Annotated in this window: 13 protein-coding genes; 9 read left to right on the top strand and 4 right to left on the bottom strand. The window is 74.3% G+C overall.

The features are described 5' to 3' along the window. Window positions 1-35 precede the first annotated feature (35 nt). Window positions 36-662: a hypothetical protein gene (locus CRP51_RS00955; protein ID WP_097228969.1), complete on the bottom strand. Its 627-nt coding sequence runs from the start codon at window positions 660-662 to the stop codon at window positions 36-38. 194 nt (window positions 663-856) lie between these two features. Here CRP51_RS00955 and CRP51_RS00950 point away from each other — a divergent pair, with 194 nt between their 5' ends. The 4 genes from CRP51_RS00950 to CRP51_RS00935 all read left to right on the top strand — a co-directional run bounded on the left by CRP51_RS00950 (window position 857) and on the right by CRP51_RS00935 (window position 5,923). After that, window positions 857-2,155: an extracellular solute-binding protein gene (locus CRP51_RS00950; RefSeq protein ID WP_097228968.1), complete on the top strand. Its 1,299-nt coding sequence runs from the start codon at window positions 857-859 to the stop codon at window positions 2,153-2,155. After that, a complete protein-coding gene (locus tag CRP51_RS00945; protein WP_097228967.1) occupies window positions 2,145-3,119 on the top strand; it encodes a carbohydrate ABC transporter permease in 975 nt (324 codons plus the stop codon). Before CRP51_RS00950 ends, CRP51_RS00945 begins: the two co-directional genes overlap by 11 nt. Next, window positions 3,116-3,940 (top strand): carbohydrate ABC transporter permease, encoded by an 825-nt coding sequence (locus CRP51_RS00940; protein ID WP_097228966.1) that lies wholly within the window; start codon window positions 3,116-3,118, stop codon window positions 3,938-3,940. The genes CRP51_RS00945 and CRP51_RS00940 overlap by 4 nt, the downstream gene beginning before the upstream one ends. A 330-nt stretch (window positions 3,941-4,270) precedes the next feature. After that, window positions 4,271-5,923: a protein kinase domain-containing protein gene (locus CRP51_RS00935; protein WP_097228965.1), complete on the top strand. Its 1,653-nt coding sequence runs from the start codon at window positions 4,271-4,273 to the stop codon at window positions 5,921-5,923. 44 nt (window positions 5,924-5,967) lie between these two features. On the opposite strand, the gene CRP51_RS00930 is transcribed toward CRP51_RS00935, so the two are convergent. Both CRP51_RS00930 and CRP51_RS00925 read right to left on the bottom strand, forming a co-directional pair. Continuing rightward, window positions 5,968-6,345, bottom strand: coding sequence for a VOC family protein (locus CRP51_RS00930; protein WP_097228964.1), 378 nt, complete (start codon window positions 6,343-6,345; stop codon window positions 5,968-5,970). A 56-nt stretch (window positions 6,346-6,401) separates the two neighbouring features. Beyond that, entirely contained in the window at window positions 6,402-8,522 is a 2,121-nt protein-coding gene (locus tag CRP51_RS00925) for a serine/threonine-protein kinase (protein WP_097228963.1), read from the bottom strand. A gap of 184 nt (window positions 8,523-8,706) precedes the next feature. On the opposite strand from CRP51_RS00925, the gene CRP51_RS00920 reads away from it, so the two are divergent. Continuing rightward, window positions 8,707-9,072 (top strand): chorismate mutase, encoded by a 366-nt coding sequence (locus CRP51_RS00920; RefSeq protein WP_097228962.1) that lies wholly within the window; start codon window positions 8,707-8,709, stop codon window positions 9,070-9,072. Window positions 9,073-9,140: 68 nt separating this feature from the next. On the opposite strand, the gene CRP51_RS00915 is transcribed toward CRP51_RS00920, so the two are convergent. Further along, window positions 9,141-9,614, bottom strand: coding sequence for a hypothetical protein (locus CRP51_RS00915; protein ID WP_097228961.1), 474 nt, complete (start codon window positions 9,612-9,614; stop codon window positions 9,141-9,143). Between the two features lie 264 nt (window positions 9,615-9,878). Between CRP51_RS00915 and pepN the strand changes: the two genes are divergently transcribed. The 4 genes from pepN to pyk all read left to right on the top strand — a co-directional run bounded on the left by pepN (window position 9,879) and on the right by pyk (window position 17,172). Then, the gene (gene pepN, locus CRP51_RS00910) at window positions 9,879-12,383 is read left to right on the top strand and encodes an aminopeptidase N (RefSeq protein WP_097228960.1); all 2,505 of its coding nucleotides are present in this window, start codon (window positions 9,879-9,881) and stop codon (window positions 12,381-12,383) included. A gap of 201 nt (window positions 12,384-12,584) precedes the next feature. Next, the gene (locus tag CRP51_RS00905) at window positions 12,585-14,084 is read left to right on the top strand and encodes a pyridoxal phosphate-dependent decarboxylase family protein (protein ID WP_097228959.1); all 1,500 of its coding nucleotides are present in this window, start codon (window positions 12,585-12,587) and stop codon (window positions 14,082-14,084) included. After that, entirely contained in the window at window positions 14,071-15,498 is a 1,428-nt protein-coding gene (locus tag CRP51_RS00900; RefSeq protein ID WP_097228958.1) for a lysine N(6)-hydroxylase/L-ornithine N(5)-oxygenase family protein, read from the top strand. Before CRP51_RS00905 ends, CRP51_RS00900 begins: the two co-directional genes overlap by 14 nt. 240 nt (window positions 15,499-15,738) lie before the next feature. Beyond that, window positions 15,739-17,172 (top strand): pyruvate kinase, encoded by a 1,434-nt coding sequence (pyk, locus tag CRP51_RS00895; RefSeq protein ID WP_097228957.1) that lies wholly within the window; start codon window positions 15,739-15,741, stop codon window positions 17,170-17,172. Window positions 17,173-17,187 lie beyond the last annotated feature (15 nt).

Raw genomic sequence — 17,187 nt, 5'->3', positions numbered from 1 at the left:
CGTCATGTGCGGTGCGCGCGGCGCCGGCCGTTCCGTCAGCCGGCGTCCTGCTCCACGACGGTCAGCTCCTCGCCGGTGGCCGCGTCGACGACGGTCCGGTCGCCCAGCTCGGCCTCCAGCTCGACGGGCGCCTCGTCCATCACCATGACCTCGGCGCACATGTCGACGGACGGGTCGGGCTCGGCCCAACCGCCCACGATCACCAGCTCGTCGGTCTCCGCCACCCAGGCGCCGAAGTCGGCGTCGCACTGGCCGTGGCCGATCTCGACCGTCAGCTCCTCGTTCGTCGACTCGGCCGGCAACATGCCGGTCACCGAGGCGAGCTGTTCGGCGGGCTCGGCCGGGGGCAGGGGCTCGGGCCAGCTCTCGGCGACCTCCCGCGCTCTGGCGTCGAAGGCCGCGGCGTCCGCCTCCCCGGCGTCGCCGCCCGTGTCCGCGCCGTCCTCGCCGCCGCCCTCGGTGGAGCCGGCGTCCGCGTCCTCGTCGTCCTGTCCCCCGTCCCCGTCCTCGGGCGGGGAGCCCGCGTCGTCGCCCGACTCGTCGGGCGCGCTCCGCGACGGGTCGTTCGGCTGGCTCTCGTCGGAGTCGTCCGAGTCGGAACCACAGCCGACCAGCAGCAGGCCGGCGACCGCGACAGTGGGCACGATCATCTTGTTTCGCACGACGTACCTCCCTTTGCGTGTCCCGTTCTGACGTGACAGGGACCGATCAGGTTCCGTTTCTCGTCCTCGACCGCCAAAGGTCGGCCCACAGACGGTTCGCCGCCGGGGGTGTGGACCCGGTCCCGGCTGGACAACGCTGTCCTCAGCAACGCATCCGCGTGACCTGATCACCACGGTGAGGAGGGGAGACGGCGATGGCGCGTTCTTCCGGAAGAGGCGGCGTCCCGCCTGCGGGCCGACGGCTGGTGGCGGCCTCGGCGGTGCTGGCGCTCGGCGCGGTGACGGCCTGCGGCGGGGACGGCGGGGGAGACCCCGACACCCTGTCGCTGTGGATCATGGAGGGCACCAACCCGGACGCGGCCTCCTACGCGGCGGAGTTGGGCGCGGCGTTCGAGGAGCGCACCGGGGTCGGACTGGACGTCCAGTTCATCCAGTGGGCGGACGCCCACGACCGGATCACCACCGCCATGGCCGGTGGCGAGCTGCCCGACGTGGCGGAGATCGGCACCACCTGGGCGCCGGAGTTCGGCGCCGCCGGGGCCCTGGCCGACCTGGCGCCGCGCATCGAGGCCGACGGGCTGGGCGAGGACCTGCTCCCCGGCCTGTACGACGCGGGCACGGTGGACGGCGCGACCTACGGGATGCCGTGGTACGCCGGGGTGCGCGCGTTGCTCTACCGGGCGGACGTCTTCGCCGAGCACGACCTGCGACCGCCCACCACCTGGGAGGAGCTGCGCGAGGTCGGGCTCGCGCTGCGGGAGGCGGAGCCGGAGATGATCCCGTTCCCGGTCGCGGGCGGCAGCGAGTACGGCCTGGACCCGTTCATCTGGGGCGCGGGCGGGGAGATCGCCGAGCCGGACGGGGACGGCGGCTGGCGTGCGACGGTGAACGAGCCGGAGGCCGTCGAGGGCATCGCGTTCTACACCTCGCTCGCCACCGAGCACGGGCTGTCCGTGGCCGCCGCGGAGACCTGGCTGGAGACCGACCAGTTGGAGAGCTTCCAGAACGGCGAGGCCGCCATGGTGATCAACGGCAACTGGACCGTCACCACCCTGGTGGAGTCCGACCCGGGGTGGGCGGAGCGGATAGGCGTCGTCCCGATCCCGGGCCCGGAGGGCGGGCTGAGCCCGTCGTTCGTGGGCGGCTCGCTGCTGGGCGACTTCCAGAGCGCCGACCCGGACCTGGCCTGGGAGCTGATCTCCCTGATGACCCAGGGCGAGTTCGCCGGGCGCTGGGCCGAGTCCTCCGGCTACTTCCCCGGCCGGCAGAGCCTGGTGGAGGAGGTGCGGGCGGCGGGGGAGCCGCTGGTCGCGCCGTTCGCCCGGCAGATGCTGGAGGCCGGCGCGAGCCTTCCGGTCACCGACCGGTACGGAACGATCCAGGGCGAGCAGTTGCTGCCCCGGATGCTCCAGTCGATCCTCTCCGGCGAGGCCACCGTGCGGGAGGCCGCCGACGAGGCCGCCGCCGCGATGGACGAGACCTTTGCCGGCTGAGGCGAGCGCGTCCTCCGGCCAGGGGGGCGCGCCGGCTCTCGCGCACGCCCGGGGGGCGCGCCGCGCGGCCTGGACGCGGGCGGCGCGCCCCTGGTTGCTGCTGGCGCCGGCGCTCGCGGTCCTCGCGGTGCTGCTGCTGTGGCCGCTGGTGCGGGTGGTGCTGCTGTCGTTCCAGAACCACGGGCTGCGGCAGATCAACACCGGCGAGAGCGACTACACCGGTCTGGACAACTACCGGGAGATCCTGGGCGACCCGTTCCTCTGGAAGACGGTGCTGCCCAACACGGTGTTCTTCGCCGCCGCCTGCGTGTTCCTCACGTTGCTCGTCGGCACCCTGGTGGCGCTGCTGCTGGCCAGGCTGGGGCGGACCTGGCGGGTGGTCTGCTCCACGGTGATCATGATGGCCTGGGCGATGCCGGCGGTGACCGGCACCTATGTCTGGATCTGGATCTTCGACCCGCTGAACGGGGTGGTCAGCGGCGGTCTGGACGCGGCCGGGGCCATCGAGCCCCGGGAGACCAACTGGTTCACCGACCGCTGGTCGTTCTACGCCATCGCCACGCTCAACGTCGTCCACCACGGCTTCCCGTTCGTGGCCGTCACCCTCTACGCGGCGCTGCTGACCATCCCGCGCGAGCTGCCGGAGGCGGCGCTCATGGACGGCGCCAACGCGTGGCAGCGGTTCTGGCGGATCACCGTGCCGACCATCAGACCGGTCTTCGCGGTGGTGACCATCCTCTCCACCATCTGGGACTTCAAGGTGTTCGCCCAGGTCTATCTGATGCCGGGCGGCTCGGGCGCCAACCCGGAGGTGCTCAACCTGGGCGTCTGGTCCTACATCCAGTCGTTCAGCCGCAACGAGTACGGGATGGGGTCGGCGATCGCGGTGCTGCTGACGCTGCTGCTGCTGGCCCTCACCGTCGGCTATGTGAAGGCGCTGGCCGGGGAGGGGGAGGAGCCGTGAACCGAACGGGACCGTGGCGGCGGCTCGGGCTCGGGACGGCGGTGGCGGCGCTGCTGGCGTTCACCCTCTTCCCCGTCTACTGGATGGTCTCCTCCGCCTTCGACCCCGGCGCCGACCACCGGGGCGCCGCGGTGCTGCCCGAGGGGGTGACGCTCGACCACTTCCGCCATGTGCTGGACGAGGGCGACTTCGGCCGCTACCTGGTCAACTCGGCACTGGTCGGCCTCGGCACGGTGCTGCTCGCCGGGCTGCTGGCCCTCTTCGCGGCCGTCGCGGTCGCGCGGTTCCGCTTCCGGATGCGGACCAAGGTCCTGGTGATGGTCCTGATCGTGCAGATGGTGCCGCTGGAGGCGCTGGTCATCCCGCTCTTCCTGCAGATGCGCGACCTGCGGATGCTCAACAGCCTGCTCGGGCTGACCGTCGTCTACCTGGCCTTCTCGCTGCCCTTCGCCATCTGGACGCTGCGCGGCTTCGTCGCCGCCGTCCCGCGCGAACTGGAGGAGGCGGCCTACCTGGACGGCTGCGGCTGGTGGCGGATGTTCCGTTCCGTGCTGCTCCCGCTGGTCGCGCCGGGGTTGGTCGCCACGAGCGTCTTCGCGTTCATCGTGGCGTGGAACGAGTTCGTCTTCGCGTTCGTGTTCCTCCAGGACGACGGCAAGTACACGGCGGCGGTCGGCCTGCACCGCTTCTTCGGCCAGTACAGCACCGACTGGGGGGCGGTGATGGCCGGTTCCACACTGATCACGCTGCCCGTCCTGCTCTTCTTCGTGGCCGTGCAACGACGGCTCTCCGCGGGGCTGGCGGCGGGCGCCCTCCGGTGACGCGGCGCCAGCCGGTCGGCGGACGCCGCCGCTGACGGGCCGTCGCCCCGCGCACGGGGCGCCAGCCCGTCCCCGGGGGCGAGGCGCACGGGGGGCGGTGGGAACGGTACCGTTCGGCTTGCCCGCACGGCTGTGGCCGTCGACGGTCGTTCCGTCCCGGGCCGGAGGGGACGGCGGGGCGCGCCGCCGACCCGTCCGCGTGCGAGAGTGTTCCGGTCGTGGGAAGTGGCAACGGCCGTCTCCGGCGGCCGGGTTGGCCCATTCCGAGTGCATCGAGAGGGTAGCGAGAGCAGTGGTTTTCCTGACGTCACGGGGGACAGGGAGCAGGGCGTGAAACCGTTGGAGCCCGCGGATCCGCGTGAGTTGGGCGGATACCGGTTGTTGGCGCGCCTCGGGGCGGGCGGGATGGGCCGGGTCTACCTGGGCCGCGCCCCGGACGGGCGGACGGTCGCGGTGAAGCTGATCCATCCGCACTTCGCGTTCGAGCCGGAGTTCCGGCGCCGTTTCCGCCAGGAGGCCGCCGCCGTCCAGCGCGTCTCCGGCGAGTGGACCATGCCGGTGCTCGGCGCCGACACCGAGGCCGAGGTGCCGTGGCTGGCCACCGGCTTCGTGCCGGGCCCCGCACTGACCCGAGCGGTGGACGAACTGCACGGCGCGCTCCCCGAGTTCTCCGTGTGGCGGCTGGCCGAGGGGCTGGCCAGGGCGCTGATGGCCATCCACGGCGCCGGGGTGACGCACCGCGACCTCAAGCCGTCGAACGTGCTGATCACGCTGGACGGCCCGCGTGTCATCGACTTCGGCATCGCGCGCGCCACCGACGGCGCCGTCGCGACGCGGACGGGCGTGGCGATCGGCTCGCCCGGATACATGTCGCCCGAGCAGGTCCGCGGCGAACGCCTCACCTTCGCCAGCGACGTCTTCGGCCTCGGCGCCGTACTCGCCTACGCCGCCACCGGCGAGGGGCCGTTCGGCACCCGTGACTCCGCGGCGCACTCGCTGATGCACCGCGTCGTCGCCGAGCCGCCCACGCTCGACGGGCTCTCGGGCCCCATACGCGACCTGGTGGAACGCTGCCTGGCCAAGGACCCGTCCGACCGGCCCGACCCCGAGGAGATCGCGAAGGAGGCCGAGCGCCACCAGGACCCGGACGGCGCGGAAGGCGTGTGGCTGCCCCCCGCCCTGACCGCGCAACTCGGCAAGGAAGCGGCCCGGTTGCTCGCCCTCAGCGGGCCCACCGACAGCGCGGACGCCGCCGCCCCGACCCGGTGGGACGCCGGGGGCGCGCCGTACACGCCGACCGCGCCGGCGTCCTCAGGCGACGCCACTCCGCAGGGCGCGTTCGGCCCGCCGCTCACGGTCTCGGACGCGCACGCGGCCCCCACGGAACCGGCCACCCCCGCCGCTCCGGTCGCGCCCCTTCCCGCGGAACCCGCGACGCCGCCGCCACCCGCCGCCCCCTCGACCCCCGTCGCGCGCGGGGGCGTTCCCGAGTTCGCCACCGCCTCGGCGCACGCCGCTCCCACGGAGATAGCCACCCCGCCGGCGGCTGACACCGCTCCGCCGGTGGTGGCTGACACCACCCCGCCGGCGGCTGACACCACCCCGCCGGCGGCTGACACCGCCCCGCCGAGCGCGCCGACGCCCGACCCCGAGCCAGCGTCCCGCGCCGAGCCCTCCCCGGCGCCCGCCGACGTCCCGTCGCCCGCCACCCCGTCGGCGCCGCCGCCGGGGAACGACCGCGGCCGAGGGGGAGGGCCCGAGCTCTCGCCCAAGTCGAAGGCCGTCATGGGCTGGCTGCAGGTCTTCTTCGGCGTCTTCGGGCTCGGCCGCTTCTACTCCGGGCACTGGGGCGTCGGTCTCCTCCAGTTCCTCACCGCCGGCGGCGCGTTCTTCTGGGGGTTCGTCGACGGGATCCTCATCCTGAAGAGCGACGAACGCCTCGACGGGGAGGGCCGGCTGATGACGAGGCGGCGCCGGACCTGACGGCCGGCCGGGGCGCCGGGCGGCGCCGCCTCCGGCCGGCGCCCTCAGCCCTGGCCGTAGCAGAGGCAGAACGGATGGCCCGCGGGGTCCGCGTAGACGCGGAAGCCGCTGGTCTCCCCTCCGCTGTCGTGGAGGAACGTCGCGCCGAGGGCCAGCACCCTCGCCTCGGCCTCCGGCAGGTCGGCGAGGGTCGGCACGTCGAAGTCGAGGTGCATCTGCTGGGGGCGCTCCGGGTCGGGCCAGGCCGGCGGCCGGTGGTTCTCCGCGCGTTGGAAGGCGAACCGCAGGCCGTCCGGGGTGGCCAGCGTCACCCACTCGGGCCGGGAGGTGTCCGGCTCGCTGCCGAGGATCTCCCCGTAGAAGCGGGCGAGGGCGGTCGGGTCGGGACAGTCGACGACGAGGCACTGAAGGGAGGCGATCATGCGGGCAGAGTAGTCGGCGGCACTGACACTCGGCCTCGACAGCGCGCCCCGGGGCGTCACTCCTCGTAGACGAAGGGGTCTACGGTGATCTCCTCGACGGCCAGTTCCTCCGCGTCCCAGTCGGCGAGGATCCCGGCGTAGGTCCCGTCCTCGACCAGCATCGAGAGGGCCTCGGCGAGGGCGTCGCGGATCTCCGGCTGCCCCACGCCGACCGCGATGCCGCGTTCGATCATCTCGACCGGCTCACCCACCGTCAGCCCGGCCTCCGCGATCTCCTCGCCCAGCGCCATCGCGGTGCCCTGGAGCATGAGCGCCGCGTCCGCCCCGCCGGAGGCGACCTCGTCCAGCGTCTCCTCCGCGTAGTACTGGCCGGAGGTGTCGGGCGGTGACGCGCAGCCGGCCTCCTCGGACCATCCGGCCAGCCGCTCCTCCAGGAAGAAGGAGTGCCAGGAGGCGAAGGTCGCGCCGCACAGCTCGCCCAGCGTGTCGGGGCGGCCCTCGGGGACGACCAGCACCCACCCCTCCCTCAGATGGCTGACGAAGTCGATGTTGACCGCGGACTCGGCGTCCCGGTCGACCATGAACGAGCCCCAGCCGATGTCCTCGACGTCCATGCCGCCGCTGAGCTCGTTCGACATCTGCTGGAGCACGTCGCCCCGCACCGTGCGGTACTCGAACTCCACGCCGAGCAGTTCGCCGGCCGCCGCCGCCAGGTCCGGCTCGATCCCGGCGTACGCGTCGTCGCCCGTGGGTGCGAAGAACGGCGGGTACTCCCCGCCCGTGCGGACCGTGATCACCCCCGACTCCCGGACGCTCGCCGGCAGCAGGTGGTGCAGCGGCGCCTCCGGATCGCCCGCGCCGCCGTGAGCGCCGTCCTCGTCGCCGCCCGACCCGTCGCCCGATCCGTCGCCCGCTCCCTCCCCGTCCGGGTCCGGCGCGGGCTCGGAGACGGCGGGGTCCTCGGTGGGGGAGCCGCCGGCGGTGGTGTCGTCGTCGGAGGAGCGGTTGAGCGCCCAGCCCAGCGTGGCGGCCAGTACGGCGACGGCGGCGGCCGTCGCCGCGATCACCGTCGTCCTGCTCCGTCCCCCGCCGGAGGCGGGCGGCGAGCCGCCGAACGCCGTCACCGTGGGTGCGTCGGGTGCGTCGGGTGCGTCGGGCGCGTCGGGCGGCGGCGCGGGGCGGAGCTCCGGGGGGCCCGCCGGCGGACCGGCGGGCGGGGGCGGCGTCGCGGGCGCCGGGTCGACCCGGGTGGTCGAGGGACCGTCCAGCGCGAGCAACCCCGCCGCCTCGCGGCCCAGCAGGGAGGTCAGCGTGGCCGGCAGCCACAGCCCGCTCTCCGCGTCCACGGCCGCCCGGCCCCGCCCGGCCGTCGCCTCGACGACCTCGGCCACCGAGGGCCGCTCCGCCGGGTCCTTGGCCAGGCAGCGGGCGACCAACTCCCGCAGGGCGCCGGCCAACGGGCCGTCCTCGGGGCCGAGCGCGGGCTCCTCGTGGACCACGCGGTAGAGCACGGTGTGCACCGGCGCCCGCCCGCCCGAGAACGGCGCCTCGCCCGTGGCGGCGAAGCCCAGCACGGCGCCGAGCGCGAACACGTCGGCCGCGCCCGAGAGCGCCTCGTCGCGGATCTGCTCGGGCGGCATGTAGCCGGGGGACCCGACCAGCGAACCGGTCCGCGTCACCATGCTGGCGTCCGCCGCCCTGGCGATGCCGAAGTCGATGACCCGCGGGCCGTCCAACGTGACCAGCACGTTCGACGGCTTGAGGTCGCGGTGCACCAGGCCGGCCGCGTGGATGTCGGTGAGCGCCCTGGCCAGGCCGTGCGCCAGCGACCAGACCGTCTCCTCGGGGAGCGGGCCGAAACGGTCGTCGACCACCTGGTGCAGCGAGGGACCCGGCAGGTACCCGGTCGCGACCCAGGGCACCGGGGACTCCGTGTCGCTCTCCAGCACGGGGGCGGTCCACTCGGCGCTCACCCGCCGGGCGGCGTCGACCTCGCGACGGAAACGGCGCCGGAACTCGGGGTCGGCGGCCAGCGAGGCGTGGATCAGCTTCACGGCCGTCAACCTTCCCCCGGGCCCGCGCCCCAGGAAGACCTCGCCCATTCCGCCGGCGCCGAGCCGCCCCAGCAGCCGGTAGGGCCCGACGGACGCCGGATCGTCGGAGGTCAGTGGTCTCATCGCTCCGCCTCGGGGTCGTCGATCGCTGATGGGGCCGTCTCGGGCCCCCACATCCTAGGCCGTCGCGCTTAACGGGTGCGAAGGCACGGGGAGTTGTTCCGCGCCGTGGCCCCGCGCCCGGCGGGCCCGGGAGCACGGGCGGCCGCCTCCCGGCCGCGCGACGCTCCCGCATAGGGTGGTGACCATGGAGAAGAGCAGCGACGGGCCAGGGGCGCCCGCCGGTCTGGACGAGAGCGTGCGCGCCGAGCTGGCGGCGTTGCGCGACAGCATCGACAACATCGACGCGGCCGTGGTGCACATGCTCGCCGAGCGCTTCAAGTGCACCCAGCGGGTCGGCCGTCTCAAGGCCGACCACGACCTCCCCGCCGCCGATCCCGCCCGCGAGGCGCGGCAGATCGCGCGGCTGCGCGAACTGGCGGAAAGCGCCAAGCTCGACCCCGCCTTCGCCGAGAAGCTGCTCAACTTCGTGATCGCCGAGGTGATCCGCCACCACGAGACCATCGCCGGCGAACGGCAGTCGGGCGAGCACGCCGCCGACCCGCCGCGCTGAGGAGCCCGCCGCGCTGACGAGCCCGAGCCCGAGCAGGGGAACGGGCACGGGCGCGGCGGCCCGCCACGTCACCGCACGGCGCCCTCCGGCCAGAGGACCCGCACGGGCAGGTGGACCCGCTGCGCGTAGGCGACCACGTCCGCCGCGCCGCCGAAGCCCCGGGCCGGCTCGCCGTCCCAGACCGCCAACAGCCGGTCCACCTGCCCGATCATCACCTCGCTCGCCGTCATGAACGCCCGCTCGTCCGCGACCGCCAGCTCCGTGCGGTGGACCGTGCCGGCGGCGGCCAGCAGGGCGTCGTACTCCGCGTGGTGCCACTCCGGGAGCCGCTGCCGGTAGTCGTCGGCCGGCAGCACCACCTCAAGGCGGCCGCCGGCGTCCAGCACCGCCCGCGCGAACCAGCTGTCCGGCCCGTCGGCGACGCACGAGACGCCCACCAGCGACCCGGGCGCGGCGCGCGCCACCTCGGCCGCGAGCCCCTCGCGCACCTGGACGGCGACAGCGTCCGACAGCCCACGGTGGCCGGTTATCCCTATGCGCATCTGACTCCCTCACCTGCTGAACCGGCCGCCCCGGGCCCCGCGCCCCCCGGCGCGGCACGACCCCGGCGTCCGGCTTCCTGGACGGTGTCCCCCCGGTGTTCCCACGGTGCGCGGAACAGTAGCCCAGGGCACTGACACTCCCCGCGCCCGGGGCACCGCTCCGAGCCCAACGAGCCCTGCGGCGGGGGGAGTTCGGCGCCGACGTCCCGCTCGACGCCGACAACCCGCTGGGCCCGCCGGCGCGCCGTGGGGCAGCATGGCGCCATGGCAACACTGACCCGTCTCGAAGCGGAAGCCCGCGCCCGGCAGCTCACCGTCGAGCGCTACACCCTGGACCTCGACCTCACCCGGGGCGACACCGTCTTCGGCTCGACCACCACCGTCGCGTTCACCGTCCGCGAGGCCGGCGACACCTTCGTGGAGCTGCGCCCCACCACCCTGCGCTCGGCGCTTCTCGACGGCCGGGAGCTGGACCCGGGCAGCCTGGCCGACGGCCGGCTGCCGCTGACCGGACTGGCCGAGGGCGCGCACGAGTTGACCGTGGTGGCCGAGATGCCCTACTCGCGGACCGGTGAGGGGATGCACCGGTTCACCGATCCGGCCGACGGGCTGACCTACCTCTACACCATGTGCTGCATGACGGAGGCGCCCAAGGTCTTCGCCGCCTTCGACCAGCCGGACCTCAAGGCGGTCTTCGAGGTCGCCGTCACCGCCCCCGAGGAGTGGACCGTCCTCGGCAACGGCCGCGCCATCCGGGAGGCCGACCGGCCGGGACGGTGGCACGTCGCGCCGACCCCGCCGATCTCCACCTATCTCCTCGCCGTGGTCGCCGGCCCCTACCACTCGGTGACCACCGAGCACGCCGGGCTGCCCTTCGGCCTGCACACGCGCCGTTCGCTCGCCGCCCACCTGGACAGGGACGCCGAGGAGCTGTTCGACCTCACCCGGCGCTGCTTCGACCGCTTCCACGAGATCTTCGACGAGCCCTACGCGTTCGACTCCTACGACCAGGCGTTCGTCCCCGAGTTCAACGCCGGCGCGATGGAGAACCCGGGGCTGGTCACCTTCCGCGACAGCTACGTCTTCCAGTCGGCCGTCACGGAGACCGAGCGGGAGGTGCGCGGTGTCGTCGTCGCGCACGAGATGGCCCACATGTGGTTCGGCGACCTGGTGACGCTGCGCTGGTGGGACGACGTGTGGCTGAACGAGTCGTTCGCCGAGTACCTCGGCTACCAGGTGCTCCACGACGCGACCGACCACACGCCGTGGACCGAGTTCGCCGTCGTCCGCAAGTCCTGGGGCTACGACGCGGACCAGCGGCCCTCCACCCACCCGGTCGCGCCCGCCCCCGAGGCCGTGCCGGACACCGCGTCCGCCTGGCTCAACTTCGACGGCATCTCCTACGCCAAGGGCGCCTCGGCGCTGCGCCAACTCGTCGCGTGGCTCGGCGAGGAGACGTTCCTCGCCGGGATCAACGACCACTTCGCCCGCCACCGCTTCGGCAACGCGACGCTCGCCGACTTCATCGACGCGATGGCCCGCGCCTCCGACCGTCCCGTGCACGCCTGGGCCGACGCCTGGCTGCGCACCTCGGGCCCCGACACCCTGGCGCCGCGCACCGGCGAGGGCGGCGACGACACCTGGCGGCTCCAACTGTCGCACCACGGCGGGCGCCCGCACCGGCTGCGCCTCGGCGCCTACGACATCGACCCGACCCGGCCGGAACGGGTGCTGCCGCGCGCCCAGTACGACGTGGAGCTGGAGGCGGCCGACGCCACCACCGAGCACGCCTTCCCCGGCGGCCGCCCCGACCTGCTCATCGTCAACGACGGGGACCTCAGCTACGCCAAGGTCCGCCTCGACGAGCGCTCCTGGGCTACCGCGCTGCGCACCCTCTCCAGCCTGCCGGACCCGCTCAGCCGCACCGTGGTCTGGACGGCCGCGCGCGACATGGTCAGGGACGGCGAACTGGCCCCGTTCGACTACCTGGAGGCGGCCCGCCGCCACCTGCCGTCGGAGAGCGCCCACGTGATCGTCAGCGGCGTGCTCGGCTTCGCCGGCGGCGCGCTGGCCGGGCGCTACCTGCCGGACGACCGCCGCGCCGAGGCGCTCGGGCTGGTGCGGGAGATCACCGACCGGCTGCGCGCCGGGGGCGGCGGCGACCCGACGCGGCTGCTGATCGCGGCGCGCGCCGCGATCGACGCGGCCGACGCGCCGGACGGCCTGCTGGCGTGGTGGCGTGCCGGCGCGCTGCCCGGCGGGCCCGAGTTGGACCAGGACCTCCGCTGGCGGCTGCTGCACCGGCTGGCGGTGCTGGGCGCCACCGACCGCGCCACGATCGACGCCGAGGCCGCCGCCGACCCCGGCGCCACCGGCGAGAAGGGCGCCGCGCGCTGCCGCGCCGCGCTGCCGGACGCGGCGGCCAAGGAGGCCGCCTGGGCGGACATGTTCGACGGCGAGGACCGGCTGTCCAACTACCTGTTCTCGGCCACCGCCGAGGGCTTCTGGCACGCGGAACAGCGCGAGCTGCTGGCCGGTTACGTCCCGCGCTACTTCCCGGCGGCCGCCGCGCTCGCCCAACGCCGGGGCCACGCGCTGGCGGTCGCCGCGGGGCGCGCCTGCTTCCCGCACCCGTTCACGGACGCCGCCACGCTCGCGCTCGGCGAGGAGTGCCTGGCCTCCGGGGCGCCGACGCCGGCGCTGCGCAGGGCGCTCGCCGACGAACTCGACGACCTCGCGAGGGCGTTGCGCGTCCGCGCGACGGTCTGACGCGGAGAGTGACGGGACCCGGCGCGCCGACGGCGGGCCGGGTCCCGGTAAGGCATCCCTTACCACCTGGCGGGGTGGTGCGCCGAAACGCTTCGCTCTATAGGGGGAAAGCGCGGCGAAGTGACGGGTGGGGAACGAAGTAGCACATAGCGTTTGGCTGTCCGCCCGATCACGCTCCGTCGTCGTTGGAGAGCCCGCCTCATGTCTGCCCCCACCCCGCTCGACCCGACGCTGCTCGCCGGCGGCTGCGCGGGGCCCGCCGCGTTGCGACCGCTGCTGGAGACGGTGCTGACGGCGCTCGCCGACGGCGCCGCCGAGCGGTGCGGGCCGCTGCCGGCCGGCGGCCCCGACGCGCCGGAGGCGCATGTCGGGGGCACCGTCCTCCCGGAGCGGGGCACCGGCGCGCACGAGGCGTTGGGCGCCCTGGTGCACGCGCTGGCGCGCGGCGCGGCCGACCCGGCCGACCCGCACTGCGTCGCCCACCTCCACACCCCGCCGCTGGCCGTCGCCGCCGCCGCCGACCTGGCCGCCAGCGCGCTCAATCCCTCGCTCGACTCATGGGACCAGGCGCCCGCCGCCTCCGCGCTCGAAGCCCGGGTCACCGCCGAACTGGCCGCGCTGGTCCACCCGTCGGCGCCCGCCCCGGACGCGCTGGTCACCACCGGCGGCACCGAGTCCAACATGCTGGGGGTGCTGCTCTCCCGCGAGCGCCACCCGGCCCCGCCGCGCGTGGTCTGCGGGGAGAACGCGCACCACAGCACCCGGCGCGCCGCCTGGCTGCTGGGGTTGGCCCCGCCGCTCACCCTGCCCACCCCGCGCGGGGTGCTCGACCCGGCGGCCGTGCGGGCCGCCGTCGAAGGACTGCCGCCGGGGGAGCCCGTGCTGGTGGTGGCCACCGCGGGCACCACCGACAGCGGCGCCGTCGACCCGCTGCCCGCGCTGGCCGACGTGGTGGCCGACGCGCGCCGCGACCGCCCGGCCGGCCTGCACGTGGACGCGGCGTACGGCGGTCCGTTGCTGTTCAGCCCGCGCCACCGGGGGCTGCTCGCCGGCGTCGAGCGCGCCGACAGCGTCACCCTCGACCTGCACAAGCTGGGCTGGCAGCCGATCGCCGCCGGCCTGCTCACCGTGCCCGACCGGGGCGCCCTGTTACCCCTGACCCACCGGGCCGACTACCTCAACGCCGACGACGACACCGAGGCCGGGCTCCCCGATCTGCTGGGGCGTTCGCTGCGCACGACGCGCCGCGCCGACATCCTCAAGATCGCGGTCACCCTGCGCGCCCTCGGGCGCTCGGGACTCGCGGGGCTGGTGGACGACGTGCTGGCCGCCGCCCGGCTGCTGGCCCGACGGATCGCCGAGGAGCCGAAGTTGACGTTGCAGGCGCCGCCCGCGCTCAGCACCGTGCTCTTCCGCCCCGCCGGGGCCGACGACGACGGCGTCGCCGCGATCCGCCGCCGGCTGCTCGCGGACGGCAGCACCGTGCTGGGGCGCGCCTGGGCCCCGGACGCCGCAGGCCGGCGCACGCTCTGGCTGAAGGCCACGCTGCTCAACCCCCGGGTGCAGGAGAGCGATCTGACCGCGCTGCTCAAGCTCGTGCTGGAGCGGGCCGCCGAGCCGGTCGCTCCCGCCCGCCCCGCCCCACGCTCCCTCCCCCTCTCCCTCCCTGACCAAAGGAAGCCGCCGGATGACCGCCGCTGACCCCCGATACCCCCTCGACCTCGTGGGGGTGGGCATCGGACCCGCCAACCTCGCCCTGGCCGCGCTCGCCGACGACCAACCCGACCTGCGCACCGCGTGGTACGAGCAGCGCCCCGAGTTCCGCTGGCACCCCGGGATGCTGATCGAGGGCACCACGCTCCAGGTGCCCTTCCTCGCCGACCTGGTGACGCTCGCCGACCCGACCAACCCCTGGTCGTTCCTCAACTACCTGCGCCACCAGGGGCGGCTCTTCCCCTTCTACCTCTCCGAGCGCTTCCACTGCCCGCGCGCGGAGTACGACGACTACTGCCGCTGGGTCAGCGAGCAGTTGTCCTCGCTCCACTTCCACCACCGGGTGGACACCGTCAAGTGGAACGCGGAGCACCAGGTCTTCGACGTGGACCTCACCCCGCTGGCGGCCGGGGGCAACAGTCCCGCGGTCGCCCGGGTGCACGCGCGGAGCCTGGCGGTCGGCATCGGCACCGCGCCCCATGTCCCCGAGCCGCTGCGGCCGTTGATCGACGCGGAGGCGACCGCCCCGGTGATCCACGCCTCCGACTACCTGGAGCACCGCGGCCGGCTGCTGGCGGCCGGTCACATCACGGTGATCGGCGGCGGTCAGTCGGGCGCCGAGGTCTTTCTCGACCTGCTGCGCCGCAGGACCCCCGGCGAGGAGCGGCTGCACTGGATCAGCCGCAGCCCGGCGTTCGCGCCCATGGAGTACAGCAAGCTGGGGCTTGAGCACTTCACCCCCGACTACACCCGGTACTTCCGCGAGCTCTCCGAGCCGGTGCGGGACCAACTGCTCCGCGACCAGTGGCAGTTGTACCGGGCCGTGGACCAGGAGACGCTCGGCGACATCCACGACGAGCTGTACCGCAGGACCGTCACCCACGGCTGGCCGGACGCGGTGCTCAGCCCGGGCGTGGCCGTCCGCACGGCCGGCCGGGTCGGTGCCCACCAGCTGGAGCTGCACCTGGACCACCAGCCGGGCGGCGGCCGCAGCCGGCTGCTGACCAACGCCGTGGTGCTGGCGACGGGTTACCGCGAGCGCCCGCTGAACTCGCTGCTGGCGGGCCTCGACGCCGACCTCGGCCGGGACGCGGCCGGCCGTCCGCTCGTCGACGAGGAGTACCGGCTGTCGCTGGGCCCGAAGATCGGTGGCAGCGTCTTCGTGCTCAACGCGGAGCGCCACACCCACGGCGTCGGCGCGCCCGACCTCGGCCTGATCGCCCACCGCGCCGCCACCATCGTCAACGCCCTGTCCGGCGAGCCGCGTTACCGGCTGCCGGACCGTTCGGCGTTCACCACCTTCGGCGCGCCGGTCCAGCAGCCGGTCGGCGCGGAGCAGGAGCGGCGCGACCCCGGCGGCTTCCCGGGCACGCTGCCGCCGCCCCGGAGCATTCCGGTCTGACCGGCGCACGGGTTTCGCTGACGCGACGGCCGGGCAGAGCTGTTCCGGCCGACGCCCGTGTGCGGCGGAACGCGGTGAAGTCCCCGCCGGGCGGGGAAAGAGAAACGATAAGGCAGTCGAAAGCTCATCAGAGCGCCGTCGCGCTCATTCTGTTGCTTGTCGGTCTCTTGTGAAAAGCCGGCCTTCCCCTCGTCACTTCCCGATAGCCGGGTACTGGCGGGTAACTCCTAGGGTTACTCCATGCGCCGAGCGAAAATCGTCTGCACACTGGGCCCCGCGACCGACTCCCTGGAACGGATCACCGAGCTGGTGGAAGCGGGAATGGACGTGGCCCGCCTCAATCTCAGCCACGGCGCTCACCGCGAGCACGAGCTGCGTTACCAGCGTGTGCGCCGGGCGGCGGAGGCTTCCGGGCGAAGCGTCGGAATTCTCGCGGATCTCCAGGGCCCGAAGATCCGACTCGGTGTCTTTGCGGAAGGTCCCGTTCTGCTGGAACGCGACGACGAATTCACCATCACCACCGAGGACGTGCTCGGCGACCACCGCCGCTGCGGCACCACCTACGGCGGGCTCGCCCAGGACGTGACGGCCGGGGAGCGGGTGCTGGTCGACGACGGCCGGGTGACGCTCCAGGTGGTGGAGACGACCGAGACCGAGGTGCGCACCCGCGTCGTCGAGGGCGGCCTGGTCTCCGACCACAAGGGGCTCAACCTGCCGGGCGTCGCCGTCTCCGTGCCGGCGCTCTCCGGCAAGGACATCGAGGACCTGCGCTGGGCGCTGCGCACCGGGGTCGACATCGTGGCGCTCTCGTTCGTGCGCTCCGGCGACGACATCAAGGACGTGCACCGGGTGATGGCCGAGGAGGGCCGTTTCCTGCCGGTGATCGCCAAGATCGAGAAGCCGCAGGCCGAGGAGAACCTCGTCGACATCGTCGACGCCTTCGACGGGCTGATGGTGGCCAGGGGCGACCTCGGCGTCGAGGTGCCGCTGGAGGCCGTGCCGCTGGTGCAGAAGCGCGCCGTGCGGCTGGCCAAGCGCAACGCCAAGCCGGTGATCGTGGCGACCCAGATGCTCGACTCCATGATCGACTCCTCGCGCCCGACCAGGGCCGAGGCCTCCGACGTGGCCAACGCGGTGCTGGACGGCACCGACGCGGTGATGCTCTCCGGCGAGACCAGCGTGGGCCGCTACCCGGTGGAGACGGTCCGCACCATGAGCCGGATCGTCGAGGCGGCGGAGAACGAGCTGCTGGCCGAGGGGCTGACCCCGCTGGCGGACGCGGAGAAGCCGCGCACCCAGGGGGGCGCGGTGGCCAGGGCCGCCGCCGACATCGGGGACTTCCTCGACGCCGGGCTGCTGGTGGCCTTCACCCAGAGCGGGGACACCGCGCGGCGGCTCTCCCGCTACCGTTCGCCGATCCCGCTGGTGGCCCTGACGCCCGACCCGCTGACCCGGGCCCAACTCAGCCTCACCTGGGGCGTGGAGGCCCGGCTCGTGCCGACCGTGCGGACCACGGACGAGATGGTGGCCGTGATGGACGACGAGCTGCTGCGCATGGGGCGCTGCCGGATGGGCGACGTGGTGGTGATGACGGCCGGCTCGCCGCCGGCCACCCCGGGCTCGACCAATCTGGTGCGGGTCCACCACGTGGGCGAGGACGACTCCCCGCGCTGAGCGGGGCGGGCGAGC

The sequence above is a fragment of the Streptomyces zhaozhouensis genome, from assembly GCF_900230195.1.
GTDB classification, from domain to species: domain Bacteria; phylum Actinomycetota; class Actinomycetes; order Streptomycetales; family Streptomycetaceae; genus Streptomyces; species Streptomyces zhaozhouensis.
Note: the sequence above shows the minus strand (reverse complement) of the source record. Positions and strands in the feature narration are given on the sequence as shown.

Coding starts and splice junctions, on each gene's coding strand:
- CRP51_RS00950 (WP_097228968.1), top strand. CDS start 857: ATGGCGCGTTCTTCCGGAAGAGGCGGCGTCCCGCCTGCGGGCCGACGG.
- CRP51_RS00930 (WP_097228964.1), bottom strand. CDS start 6,345: ATGATCGCCTCCCTTCAGTGCCTCGTCGTCGACTGTCCCGACCCGACC.
- CRP51_RS00925 (WP_097228963.1), bottom strand. CDS start 8,522: ATGAGACCACTGACCTCCGACGATCCGGCGTCCGTCGGGCCCTACCGG.
- CRP51_RS00920 (WP_097228962.1), top strand. CDS start 8,707: ATGGAGAAGAGCAGCGACGGGCCAGGGGCGCCCGCCGGTCTGGACGAG.
- CRP51_RS00915 (WP_097228961.1), bottom strand. CDS start 9,614: ATGCGCATAGGGATAACCGGCCACCGTGGGCTGTCGGACGCTGTCGCC.
- pepN (WP_097228960.1), top strand. CDS start 9,879: ATGGCAACACTGACCCGTCTCGAAGCGGAAGCCCGCGCCCGGCAGCTC.
- CRP51_RS00905 (WP_097228959.1), top strand. CDS start 12,585: ATGTCTGCCCCCACCCCGCTCGACCCGACGCTGCTCGCCGGCGGCTGC.
- CRP51_RS00900 (WP_097228958.1), top strand. CDS start 14,071: ATGACCGCCGCTGACCCCCGATACCCCCTCGACCTCGTGGGGGTGGGC.
- pyk (WP_097228957.1), top strand. CDS start 15,739: ATGCGCCGAGCGAAAATCGTCTGCACACTGGGCCCCGCGACCGACTCC.